A 13,223-nucleotide genomic window follows, 5' to 3' on the forward strand; every position below is an offset into this window, starting at 1 on the left:
TTTTATTTTTATACGAAGAAATGCTAAACATACATAAAGTTGAGAGCGTTTTATTGCGCAATAAATCGAAACTGTCTAAAAACTATTTGCAAAATAGATAAAGCTTTTACTATACTAGAAGACAAGCAAAACGAAATATAAAAAAGATAAAGAAGTAGAGTGGAGGAGGAAGTATATGAACGGATTGACCAATATCAAAAAAGTACTAGTTGCTAATCGTGGTGAAATTGCCATACGAATCTTTCGTGCGTGCACTGAATTACATATTCGTACAGTGGCCATTTATTCTAAAGAAGACGCGGGTGCTTACCATAGATATAAAGCAGATGAAGCGTATTTGGTAGGCGAAGATAAAAAGCCTATTGATGCATACTTAGATATAGAGAACATTATTGAAGTAGCTAAGTTACATGATGTTGATGCAATCCATCCAGGTTATGGTTTTTTATCGGAAAATATTGATTTCGCAACTCGCTGTAAAGGGGAAGGGATCATTTTCATTGGTCCAGAGCTAGAACACCTAATTATGTTTGGTGATAAAGTCCAAGCTAGAACGCAAGCTATTAAAGCAAATTTACCAGTCATTCCTGGTAGCGATGGACCGGTTTCTAGTTTGGAAGAGGTTGCGAAATTTGGTGAAGAAAATGGATATCCTTTTATTATTAAAGCCTCTTTAGGTGGAGGCGGTCGAGGGATGAGAATTGTCCGTTCAGAGGCTGAAATGAAAGAGTCCTATGAGCGAGCAAAGTCTGAAGCGAAATCGGCTTTTGGTAATGATGAAGTGTATGTAGAGAAGTTCATCGAAAACCCTAAACATATTGAAGTTCAAATTTTATCTGATAAGCATGGACAAACGGTTCATTTATACGACCGTGATTGCTCTGTCCAACGTCGTCATCAAAAGGTAGTTGAGATTGCGCCAAGTGTGTCTCTTGATCTTGAGCTAAGAGAGCGAATTTGTGAAGCGGCCGTCCAGTTGATGGAAAAAGTTAATTATGTGAACGCAGGAACGGTGGAATTCCTAGTTACAGATAATGGAGAATTTTACTTTATCGAAGTAAATCCACGAGTTCAAGTGGAGCATACGATTACTGAAATGGTTACAGGAATTGACATTGTTCAATCACAACTCTTTATCGCAGATGGTGAAAAGCTACATGGAGATAAATTAGGCATTCCTGAACAAGAGAAAATTGTCTGTAATGGATATGCGATTCAGTCTCGAGTTACGACGGAAGATCCGAGTAATGGTTTTATGCCTGATACGGGAAGAATCAATGCGTATCGTACAGGCGGAGGCTTTGGTGTACGACTTGATGCAGGGAATGGATTCCAAGGTGCGGTCATTACTCCATATTATGATTCGTTATTGGTTAAAGTTTCAACGTGGGCATTATCATTTGAAAGTGCAGCTGCTAAGATGTTACGAAACTTAAGAGAATTCCGTATCCGTGGAATTAAAACGAATATCGCCTTCTTAGAAAATGTTGTTCAACATCCGCGTTTCTTAAATGGTGAATACAATACATCGTTTATCGATACAACACCAGAGTTATTTGTATTTCCAAAGCGCAAAGACCGTGGTACAAAAATGCTTTCATTTATCGGTGAGACCATTGTTAATGGGTATCCAGGACTTGAAAAAACGAAAAAACCAATTCTAGAAAAACCACATGTTCCTAAACTTAAATTAACGGAGCCTATTCCGGATGGAACGAAGCAGATCTTAGATAGAGAAGGCCCAGAAGCATTAGCGAAATGGGTAAAAGATCAACAAAATGTGTTGCTCACTGATACGACTTTCCGTGATGCACATCAATCTCTATTAGCAACACGTGTACGTACTCATGACTTAAAACAAATCACTGAGCCTACTGCACGTATGCTTCCTAATTTATTTTCGATGGAAATGTGGGGCGGGGCAACGTTTGATGTTGCAATGCGCTTCCTACATGAAGATCCATGGGAACGATTATTAACACTGCGTAAACAAGCTCCAAATGTTTTATTCCAAATGTTGCTACGAGCTTCAAATGCGGTTGGATACAAAAATTACCCTGATAACGTAATCGAGGAATTTGTTGCTAAGTCTAGCAGCGCAGGTATTGATGTGTTCCGTATCTTTGATAGTTTAAACTGGGTTCCAGGTATGAGACTTGCCATTGATTCTGTTCGCAACAATAATAAGATTGCAGAGGCAGCGATCTGTTACACAGGAGATATTTTAGATCCAGCAAGATCTAAATATGATCTTGGCTATTATAAGAACCTTGCTAAAGAGCTTGAGCAAGCAGGTGCACATATTCTAGGAATTAAAGATATGGCAGGGCTGTTAAAACCAGAAGCAGCTTATCAATTAATATCTACTTTAAAAGATTCAGTAGATATTCCGATTCACCTCCATACTCATGATACGAGTGGGAATGGATTGTTGATGTATGCTAAAGCTATTGAAGCTGGTGTGGACATTGTAGATGTGGCTGTAGGTTCAATGGCAGGCCTAACGTCTCAACCAAGCGCAAACAGCTTATATTATGCATTGAGCCATTCTGAACGAAAGCCTGATATTGATATCCATGCCCTTGAACAACTTGGTGAGTTCTGGGAAGGAACGAGAAAATATTATTCTGGATTTGAAAGTGGTATGAATGCTCCACATACGGAAGTATATGAGCACGAAATGCCAGGTGGGCAATACAGCAACCTGCAACAACAAGCAAAAGCAGTTGGTTTGGAAGCTCGTTGGAATGAAGTGAAAAAGATGTACCGAACAGTCAATGATATGTTTGGCGATGTTGTAAAAGTCACACCATCATCTAAGGTGGTTGGTGACATGGCATTATACATGGTTCAAAATGAGTTAACAGAAGAAGATGTGTATAATCGTGGTGAATCATTAGACTTCCCAGATTCCGTTGTGGAGTTATTTGAAGGACAGTTAGGTCAACCTTACCAAGGGTTCCCTGAAAAACTTCAGAAGATTATCCTAAAAGGGCGCCCACCTATTGAAGGTAGACCGAGCGAGCATATGGAACCAGTTGATTTCCAGGAGATTAAAGAAAAGCTATTTAAACAACTTGAGCGTCAGGTGACTAGTCATGATATGCTTTCCTATGCTTTATATCCGAAAGTTTACTCGGAGTTCGAAGCCTTTAGAAATCAATTCGGAGATGTATCAGTACTTGATACGCTTACCTTCTTTTATGGAATGCGCTTAGGTGAAGAGATCGAAGTGGAAATTGAAAAAGGAAAAACATTGATTGTGAAATTTATTTCCTTATCAAAGCCACAAGACGACGGAACAAGAATTGTTTACTTCGAGCTAAATGGCCAGCCTCGTGAAGTTATTATAAAAGATATGAATGTAGCCTCAACTGCAGTATCTAGACCTAAAGTAGACAAGGATAATCCTAATCAAATTGGAGCATCAATGCCAGGGACTGTCGTAAAGACCTTGGTACAAAAAGGTGATAAAGTCAAAAAAGGTGATCATTTGATGATTACGGAAGCAATGAAGATGGAAACGACCGTTCAGGCATCCTTTGACGGAGAAGTAAAAGAGGTCTATGTTAATGATGGAGACCCTATTCTAACGGGTGATTTATTAATTGAATTAGCCTAACTATAAAAAGACACAGCCTACTCAATTAATGAGGGGATGTGTCTTATTTCTTGTATAACATTCACACTTGTTATAACATTTTTGTATAAGTTTTGTTGTTTATTTGTTGAATGTAGAGGTGGTTATAATGGATAAAAAAGTAGCGGTATGGTTTAGAAGGGATTTCAGGTTGCACGATCATACAGCATTAGTACATGCTATTGAAATGGCTGAGGAGATAAATGGTAAGATTATTGCTTTTTTTTATTTAGACCCTGAAACTGCAACGACTGAACCTACTCATCATGATTATTTTTTTCAAACGGTTTTACATTTTAAAAATCGCCTTAAAAGGATGGGGGGAGACCTCTACATTCTGACTGGAACAATCGAGGATGCTCTTGAATCAATGATACAAGCACATCCACAACTTGAAGCACTGTTTGTCAATAATGATCGAGTCGGAAGAGGGGCAATTCGTGATCAAATTGCTACGGAGTATCTGCTAGCAAAGAGCATTCCTATGTATCATTTTGAAGACTTCTACTTAACAGAGCCTGATCAAGTCTTAAAGAAAGATGGTAGCCCCTATAAAGTTTTTACACCGTATTATAAAGCGTGGGTTAGTGAGAATAAAAGAGTACCAAAACGAATAGAAGAAGACATGCTACGGTCATACTTTCTAAAAAGTAAGCCAATAGATGAAAAGGCAGAAAAAAAGTTCATCGACCTAGTTAAAACATGTCCACGAAAGTGGTCGGCGATTGGAGAAGATCAGGCTATTTTACGATTACAAACTTTTATAGAAGAAAGGTTAAGTACGTATAATAGTCATAGGGATTATCCTACTATGACTGGTACAAGTCGGCTATCACCCTACTTAAAAACAGGGGTACTATCCGTTCGTTCGATCTACAATCAAGTATTAGAAGCAGAAGCAGATGAACATGAACATAGTGCCGAAACGTATATTAAAGAGTTAGCGTGGAGAGATTTTTATAGAATGGTTCACTTTTATGAGCCGAATTGTAAGGAAGAAGAAATCTTGTCGGATTATCGCAAAATACCATGGAGTCAAGATGAAGTAAGGTTGAATGCTTGGAAAGAAGGTAAGACCGGCTATCCCATTGTCGATGCAGGTATGAGGCAATTAAAAGTGGAAGGTTGGATGCACAATCGTCTCCGAATGATTACAGCGTCTTTTCTCGTTAAAGATTATTTACTTGATTGGCGTTTGGGGGAACGTTATTTTGAAGAAATGCTTATTGACTATGATCCTTCTTCTAATATAGGTGGGTGGCAATGGGCTGCATCCGTTGGAACGGATGCAGTACCTTATTTTCGAGTATTTAATCCTGTCACTCAATCAAAGAGATTTGATAAAAGCGGGAGTTATATTCGTAAATATATTCCGGAATTAAAAGGTGTCCCTGAGCATTTTATACATGAACCTTGGAAAATGAGTAATGAAGAACAACAACAGTCCAAGTGCGTGATTGGGGAGCATTATCCAGAGCCTACAATTGATCATAGTGTACAAAGAAAAAAAGCGATAGCTCTATTTAAAGAGAGCAAAGATGTATAAAAGCGAAATTAAAAGGTAAGAAATTAAAAAATGACAGCAATTTATGCTGTCATTTTCTTTGTTCATTTAGAAGGTCTTGTAAGAATCATCGTCATATAGCAAAGCGTTGAAAACAATATAGAAATAATTAACGCATGAATAAGTCCGACAGATAAAGCATTTTGAGTAAATACTACTGAAATACCACTAACAAACTGACCAACTACCAATAAAAAGGCTAAAACGCTTGTCCACACGAGTATACGGTGATGACGATAGCGTGATAACGTCCAAATCATAAGAATAAGCAATGTAATAAGAAGAAGCGTTCCTACCACTCTATGGAAATAATGTGCTCCTATCGGGCCTGATAACCCGGGGAATAATTGACCATTACATAAAGGGAAACCAGCGCAAGCTAATGTCGCTTCTGAATGTTTTACATAGGCGCCTGAATAGATGACGGCATAACAATAAGTAATGACGAAAAATACATAGTATTTAAATCCTTTGCTAACTTTAGGAGCTATTTGGTTTTGACGTCCGTCTTCAAAAGCAATAATGGTTAAAAGTACCACAGATGCCAGCGACATAGCAGAAATACCAAAATGTAGCGCTAAGATGGCTTTTGATTGACCAAAGACAACTGCACCAGCTCCAAGTAATCCCTGAAAGATAATAAGAACGACCGCTGCAATGGAAAGAGTTTTCGCCTCTCTCATGTGTTTAAGCTGTTTCCATGCCCAGATGGCAAGGATAATGACCATGGCACCTACTAAACCAGAGACAATGCGGTGACTATATTCTATGATCGTTTCAATTGCAGGGCTGGTTGGAATAACTTCACCAAAACACAAGGGCCAAGTTGCTCCGCATCCTTCACCAGACCCGGTTTTTGTAACGAGTGCACCTTGTAGGAGAACAATTAGTATCCCAATAGAAGTAATCACACTGTATAATTTCAAACGTTTGTGCACTAAATTCACCTTTCCTTCTATAAAATTATCTGATTTTATGCTAGAGTAAGCAAGAGTAAAAAACATTTGTCTCATCTGATCTTAAAAATAAAGCAAATAAAAGTCAATTTCCTCACCGTGAATATTTTATGTCGAATTTCAAATGTGAAGAAAATGTGAAACTCGTGATTTTGCTGAAACAAATAAGATTTTGAGATATAATGTGATTGTGACAGATATTAGGTGTGATAATGACGCCTAATTTATTTTTGTAGAAATGTCTGTACGAATGGTTCATTCTACAAAGGGGGTGAAGAATTGATGAATAAGTCAAATACAGCCATCGATGCAACAGATGTAATCGAAGCTGGTCCTGATTCATCAGTTGCTGACGTTCAGCAAAAATCATGGAAAGATTATCTTGTGTTAGCAAAGCAGGGGATAGTTACTTCTAATTTAATTACAACCTTTGCCGGAATTTACTTGGCAATTGTTTATACAGGTGCAGTCTTTACCACGCATCTTGGAACAATGATTTTTGCGCTTCTAGGGGCTGCTTTAGTTATGGCAGGTGGATGTACACTAAACAACTACATTGACCGTGACATTGATCACCTCATGGAGCGAACAAAAGAAAGGCCAACTGTAACAGGTCGCTTTACTGCTAAACATGTATTACTTGTTGGACTTGGGCAGGCTGCTTTAGGAATAATCTTTTTAGCGCTTACAACTCCAACAGCAGCAGTAATTGGTTTAATTGGTTTGTTTATTTATGTAGTGCTCTACACTATGTGGACCAAGAGAACAACTACATTAAATACAATTGTAGGAAGCTTTTCTGGAGCTGTACCGCCATTAATTGGGTGGGCTGCAATTGATGGAAGTCTTCATATGTATGCTTGGTTGCTATTCTTTATTATGTTTTTCTGGCAACCCCCACACTTCTTAGCACTAGCAATGAAGCGTGTGGAAGAGTACCGAGCAGCTGGAATTCCGATGCTGCCAGTTGTGGCAGGGTTTGAGATGACGAAAAGACAAATGGTTGTGTATGTTGCTGCCTTATTGCCAGTTTCGTTAATGCTCTATCCATTTGGGATTGTCTACACTGTCGTTGCAGCTGTACTTGGGGTAGGTTGGCTTGCCCTTGGGATTGCTGGATTTAAGATGAAAGACGATATTAAGTGGGCAAGACTAATGTTTGTTTATTCGTTAAATTACTTAACGATTCTTTTTGTTCTTATGGTCATTGTTCATTTCTAGTAATTAGAGGTGAATTTTTGATGATAAATATTTTTATGTAGTCATAACTACTTGACGAAAGTGAGGTTGGATTGTCAGATGAAACTTTGGAAAACAGCATCGCGTTTTCTACCTCTTTCATTTTTAACCCTATTGTTGACAGGGTGTCTGGGGGAGGAAAACCTAACGGCTCTTGATCCTAAGGGTCCTCAGTCACAATGGATTTATGATAATATGATTCTTTCAATAATTGTCATGGCCCTTGTGAGTATTGTCGTATTTGCAATCTTTTTCATCATTCTTGCAAAATATCGTCGCAAGCCTGGTGACGACGAGATTCCTAAACAGGTTCACGGGAATACGGCACTTGAAATTACGTGGACAGTTATTCCTATTATTCTGCTTATCATCTTAGCGGTACCAACAATTACTGGTACGTTTATGTTTGCAGATAATGAACCAGACCCAGAAGTGGGCGAGGATACTGTTTACATTAAGGTAACAGGTCATCAATTCTGGTGGCAATTTGACTATGAAGAAGAAGGCTTTACTGCTGGGCAAGAAGTATATATTCCAGTGGGAGAGAAAGTAATCTTCGAACTTCATGCACAAGATGTATTGCACTCATTTTGGGTACCTGCTTTAGGTGGTAAGATTGATACCGTTCCTGGTATTACTAATCATATGTGGTTAGAAGCAGATGAGCCTGGTGTCTACAAAGGTAAATGTGCTGAGCTTTGTGGTCCTTCACATGCTTTGATGGACTTTAAACTGATCGCTCTTGAGCGTGATGAATACGATGCTTGGGTTGAAGGTATGACAGCTGAGGTTGAAGAACCAACTGAAACGCTTGCAAACCAAGGTCGCGCAGTGTTTGAAGAAAATTCTTGTATCGGCTGTCACGCAGTAGGTGGAGCTGGAACTGCAGCAGGTCCTACTTTTACCAACTTTGGTGAGCGTGAAGTAATTGCTGGATACCTTGAGAATACAGACGAGAATCTAGAAGCTTGGATTCGTGATCCTGAATCTCTTAAACAAGGTAATGAAATGCCTGCATTCCCTGATATGAGTGATGAAGATATGGAAGCTCTTATTGCATATCTGCGTTCTTTAAATGTAATGGAATAAGACTAGCGAACTTGATTTAGAAGGAGGTAAACCCATTGGCTACACAGAAACAAGAAAAAAGTGTCATCTGGGATTGGTTAACAACCGTTGACCATAAAAAGATTGCGATTATGTATTTGATCGCAGGGACACTTTTCTTTGTCAAAGCTGGTGTAATGGCGCTATTTATGCGTATTCAGCTGATGTATCCTGAAATGAACTTCTTAAGTGGTCAAACATTTAATGAGTTTATTACGATGCACGGTACGATTATGCTATTCTTAGCAGCCACACCATTATTGTTTGCATTTATGAACTACGTTATTCCACTACAAATCGGTGCTCGTGACGTTGCATTCCCGTTTGTCAACGCGCTCGGTTTCTGGATCTTCTTTTCTGGTGGACTTTTACTAAGTTTGAGTTGGTTCTTTGGTGGCGGACCAGATGCTGGTTGGACAGCTTATGTACCACTTTCAAGCCGTGATTACGGTGGACTTGGACTTGACTTCTATGTATTAGGTTTACAAGTCTCAGGTATTGGTACACTTATTTCGGCGATTAACTTCTTAGTTACAATCGTTAATATGCGTGCACCAGGTATGACGATGATGCGCCTGCCATTATTCGTTTGGACATCATTTATTTCGTCTACATTAATTCTTTTCGCATTCACACCACTTGCTGCAGGTCTTGCATTATTAATGCTAGATCGTTTGTTTGAGGCTCAATACTTCATTCCAAGCATGGGTGGTAACGCTGTTTTATGGCAACATATTTTCTGGATTTTTGGTCACCCTGAGGTATATATCTTAGTGTTACCAGCTTTCGGTATTATTTCTGAGGTTATTCCTGCATTCTCAAGAAAGCGTCTATTTGGTTATACAGCGATGGTATTCGCGACTATGATTATTGCTTTCTTAGGATTCATGGTTTGGGCTCACCATATGTTTACAGTTGGTATGGGTCCTGTTGCAAACTCAATCTTTGCTGTAGCAACGATGACCATTGCCGTTCCGACGGGTATTAAAATCTTTAACTGGCTATTTACGATGTGGGGCGGGAAGATTACATTTAACACAGCGATGTTATTTGCTTCTTCATTCGTTCCGACTTTCGTACTTGGTGGGGTAACTGGGGTAATGCTTGCGATGGCTCCTGTGGACTACTTATACCATGATACGTACTTCGTAGTAGCTCACTTCCACTACATTATTGTAGGTGGTATCGTACTTTCGTTATTTGCGGGTCTATTCTATTGGTATCCGAAAATGTTTGGACATATGTTGAATGAAACGTTAGGTAAATTATTCTTCTGGATTTTCTACATTGGTTTCCATTTAACATTCTTCGTTCAACATTTATTAGGATTAATGGGTATGCCACGTCGTGTTTACACATACCTTGGCGACCAAGGACTTGATGCGTTTAACTTTATTAGTACGATCGGTACATTCTTCATGTCTGCTGGTGTTATTTTACTTGTCATTAACGTGATTTACTCTGCATACAAGGGTGAGCGTGTGACTGTTGCAGATCCATGGGATGCTCGTACTCTTGAGTGGGCAACTCCTACTCCGGTTCCTGAGTATAACTTTGCACAAACTCCGCAAGTTCGTTCTCTTGATCCATTGTTCTATGAAAAAATTCACGGTGATGGCACGATGAAGCCAGCTGAGCCTGTTACAGACATTCACATGCCTAACGGTTCAATCTTACCTCTCATCATGTCAATTGGCTTGTTCTTTGCAGGGTTTGGTTTAATCATGCTTAACATGGATAACCCACTGATCAACCCTTGGATTGTAGCTATTGGTGGTCTAGTTATTACATTCGGTTGTATGTTCGTACGTTCAGTAAAAGAAGACCATGGTTACCACATTCCTGCTGAACAAGTAAAAGCTGACTTAGCGGAATTAAAGAAAGGAGGGAACTAAGAAATGGCAGGTGCAGTTGATACGTCAAAAGGTCTTCCTTCTCATCCAGAGAGGGCTACACTTGAAGGGAAAAATAAATTTCTCGGTTTCTGGTTCTTCCTTGGTGGTGAAACCATCCTTTTCGCAACATTCTTTGGTACATTTTTAGGACTTCGTGGAGGTACAGCTGATGGTCCTACTTCAGCTGATCTCGTTGCACTAGACCTAGTGTTTATCATGACAATGTTACTTTTAACAAGTAGTTTAACAAGTGTATTGGCAATGTTTGCGATGAAGAAAAATAACTTCAAAGCAATGATGATTTGGATGTGGATCACAGTTGTATTAGGTCTTGCATTCTTAGGATTTGAGATTTATGAATTCCATCACTATGTTACTGATTATGAATTTGGGTTCTCTACAAGTGCATTTGCCTCGGCATTCTATTCACTTGTTGGTTTGCATGGTGCCCACGTTGCCTTCGGTTTAAGTTGGATCATGGTTCTTCTTATTCGTTACAGAAAGAGTGGTATCACGTTAACTAATGCTCCTAAGTTCTATGTTGCTGGTTTATACTGGCATTTTATCGACGTTGTGTGGGTATTCATCTTCACAGTTGTCTATCTTATGGGAGTAGGAGGTTGATCACATGGCAGATAATTTGAGTCAATCATTTGATAAGAGTGCGATGACAGACGAAGAGAGACGTCAGATTAAAAAGGAAATTCGTAAGCAAATCGTAGTATTTGCCTTAATGATTTTCTTAACATTGATGTCATTTATGGCTGTTGCATCGGATATAATTCCACGTTCATTTGCAGTTCCATTTATCTTCCTTCTAGCCGTGATTCAATTTTCTCTTCAATTATTATTCTTTATGCACATGAAGGATAAAGACCATGGTTGGGCAAATGCGTTTATGATCTCTGGTATTTTCATTACGGTTCCGACAATTGCAGCATTAATGCTATTGTTAGGGGTAACTAAATACTAAGTTGTCAAAAGTCCTCATTCTTATGAATGAGGGCTTTTTTGTTCAAGAGATTGTGACAAACCGATTCGATAAAAGTTAGGGACAATCATGTATAATAGAGAAGAAAAGATTGATTGAAGGAAAGGAGTTTTCCGAGGTGAATGAGCAACAAGCAGTAGACAATCCTACGTTCAAGAAAAGAAATTATAAACCCTTTATTATTATCGTAACAATTGTTATTAATGGGTTAGTCATATTATTATCTGGCTTACCTGGATATGATAATTTTAATGCTTTTGATGTAAAGATCCTTCCAATGATGAATGCGATTTTTAACAGCTTTACCTTCTTATTTTTAGTAGGGGCCTTAATTGCGATATTAAAGAAAAACGTTAAAGTTCATCGCCGTTTTATCTACGCTGCGTTTATTACGACTACTCTATTTTTGGTCACATATGTAGGGCACCACTTTCTATCGGCTTCAACGCCTTATGGTGGGTCAGGAATAATGGCTGGAATTTATTACTTTATTTTAATTACCCACATCGTATTAGCAGCAATTATTGTTCCGCTTGCGCTTACATCTGTGGCTCGTGCTTGGAATATGGAAAATGAGCGTCATCGTAAAATAGCACGTTGGACTATGCCTATTTGGTTATATGTTAGCTTAACCGGAGTTATCGTTTATTTAATGATTTCACCGTATTATTAAAAAAGCATCATGCCTGATGGCATGATGCTTTTTACTATAACTTGAAATTGAATTTAATAATTCCGGCTTCTTTAGCAGAAGTAAAGGCAATGACAAGAAGCGGTCCAATAATAAAACCAATGACTCCAAAGAGCATTAAGCCTAAATACATAGCTATTAATGTTGCTAGTGGAGATAGACCAATATGTTGCCCCATTACTTTAGGTTCCACTGTACGTCTTATAATCAGTAGCACAGCGGCTAAAATAAGAAGCTTAGAACCTGTGTTAACATCTCCAACTATTAATTGAAAAATCGCCCAAGGTGCCAAGATCACAATAGAGCCTATAATAGGTACAAAATCAATTAACCAAATAATAAAGGCCATTAACAGAGCTACTTCTGGCGCGATAAATAATAGACCAACTAACGTTACAAAAAAGATAATAATACTTACTAAAAACTGTGCTTTAAAAAATCCCCATACAACGTATGAAAGCCTAGACGTCATAAAGTTAACTTTTTCTTTTGTTCTCTCAGAGAAATAACCATAAATCTTTTCTCGTAACCTAGGAAGCTCAAGCATGAATAAAAACAATGCAATTAAATAAACAAGAAAGGTCACAAGATAACCTGGAATACTCGAGACCAACGAAGTAATGTCTTGAATTAAGTTGCGATCACTTATATTTGAGCGAAGGTCACTTAAAGTATTTGTAACTGTGATATTAATTTCTTGGACCAACTCAGGAGGAAGGTTTTCATATTTCTCTTCTAAATTACGTTGGAAGTTTAACCAAGCTCGGTTGATATCACTAATGTATTGTGGCGAATTCTCCACAATTTGTGTACCTTGAGTAATAACTTTGGTTACAAGGTAGTATCCGGTTAATCCGATGAAAACGACGAAAACAGTGAAGACAAGCATAACTGCAACATTTCGTTTAATATTGGTCTTCCGTTGTAATGCATTAACAGCTGGTGTAAGGATGAGTGCTGTTAAAAGAGCGGCAACCAAAGGAAGGGATACTGGTAAAATAAAATATGCAGCAACTAAAAGAATAAGTATTGAAACGATAATCCAAGTCGTGCGTCTAGTGAAGAAAGCTGCCAATTTGAAACCCCTCTCTACTACGTAAAAGCTTATCTTTATTATAGTATGAACATGAAAACATGAAC

General features: G+C 38.5%; 10 protein-coding genes. 8 read left to right on the forward strand and 2 right to left on the reverse strand.

Annotated features, from left to right (window positions below; genetic code table 11):
- Positions 1–175: 175 nt before the first annotated feature.
- On the forward strand, positions 176–3,622 hold the full coding sequence (gene pyc, locus RYX56_RS13065) for a pyruvate carboxylase (RefSeq protein ID WP_317122489.1): 3,447 nt from the start codon (positions 176–178) through the stop codon (positions 3,620–3,622).
- A gap of 127 nt (positions 3,623–3,749) precedes the next feature.
- A complete protein-coding gene (locus tag RYX56_RS13070) occupies positions 3,750–5,186 on the forward strand; it encodes a cryptochrome/photolyase family protein (protein WP_317122490.1) in 1,437 nt (478 codons plus the stop codon).
- A gap of 62 nt (positions 5,187–5,248) precedes the next feature.
- Here the strand turns inward: RYX56_RS13070 and RYX56_RS13075 are convergent, their stop codons facing one another.
- Positions 5,249–6,142, reverse strand: coding sequence for a COX15/CtaA family protein (locus RYX56_RS13075; protein ID WP_317122832.1), 894 nt, complete (start codon positions 6,140–6,142; stop codon positions 5,249–5,251).
- 300 nt (positions 6,143–6,442) lie between these two features.
- Here RYX56_RS13075 and cyoE point away from each other — a divergent pair, with 300 nt between their 5' ends.
- From cyoE to RYX56_RS13105, 6 genes are all read left to right on the forward strand, one after another.
- Positions 6,443–7,381: a heme o synthase gene (cyoE, locus tag RYX56_RS13080; RefSeq protein WP_317122491.1), complete on the forward strand. Its 939-nt coding sequence runs from the start codon at positions 6,443–6,445 to the stop codon at positions 7,379–7,381.
- Positions 7,382–7,459: 78 nt separating this feature from the next.
- The gene (coxB, locus tag RYX56_RS13085; RefSeq protein ID WP_317122492.1) at positions 7,460–8,488 is read left to right on the forward strand and encodes a cytochrome c oxidase subunit II; all 1,029 of its coding nucleotides are present in this window, start codon (positions 7,460–7,462) and stop codon (positions 8,486–8,488) included.
- A 35-nt stretch (positions 8,489–8,523) separates the two neighbouring features.
- On the forward strand, positions 8,524–10,401 hold the full coding sequence (gene ctaD, locus RYX56_RS13090; protein WP_317122493.1) for a cytochrome c oxidase subunit I: 1,878 nt from the start codon (positions 8,524–8,526) through the stop codon (positions 10,399–10,401).
- Positions 10,402–10,404: 3 nt separating this feature from the next.
- A complete protein-coding gene (locus tag RYX56_RS13095; RefSeq protein ID WP_317122494.1) occupies positions 10,405–11,025 on the forward strand; it encodes a cytochrome (ubi)quinol oxidase subunit III in 621 nt (206 codons plus the stop codon).
- A gap of 4 nt (positions 11,026–11,029) precedes the next feature.
- On the forward strand, positions 11,030–11,374 hold the full coding sequence (locus RYX56_RS13100; RefSeq protein WP_317122495.1) for a cytochrome C oxidase subunit IV family protein: 345 nt from the start codon (positions 11,030–11,032) through the stop codon (positions 11,372–11,374).
- A 136-nt stretch (positions 11,375–11,510) separates the two neighbouring features.
- The gene (locus RYX56_RS13105) at positions 11,511–12,065 is read left to right on the forward strand and encodes a DUF420 domain-containing protein (protein WP_317122496.1); all 555 of its coding nucleotides are present in this window, start codon (positions 11,511–11,513) and stop codon (positions 12,063–12,065) included.
- 34 nt (positions 12,066–12,099) lie between these two features.
- Here the strand turns inward: RYX56_RS13105 and ytvI are convergent, their stop codons facing one another.
- Positions 12,100–13,158 carry a sporulation integral membrane protein YtvI gene (gene ytvI / locus RYX56_RS13110; RefSeq protein WP_317122497.1) on the reverse strand — a complete coding sequence of 353 codons (1,059 nt, stop codon included), beginning with the start codon at positions 13,156–13,158 and terminating at the stop codon, positions 12,100–12,102.
- Between the last annotated feature and the right edge of the window lie 65 nt (positions 13,159–13,223).

The sequence above is a fragment of the Alkalihalophilus lindianensis genome (genome assembly GCF_032843265.1).
Lineage (GTDB): Bacteria > Bacillota > Bacilli > Bacillales > Bacillaceae_D > Alkalihalophilus > Alkalihalophilus lindianensis.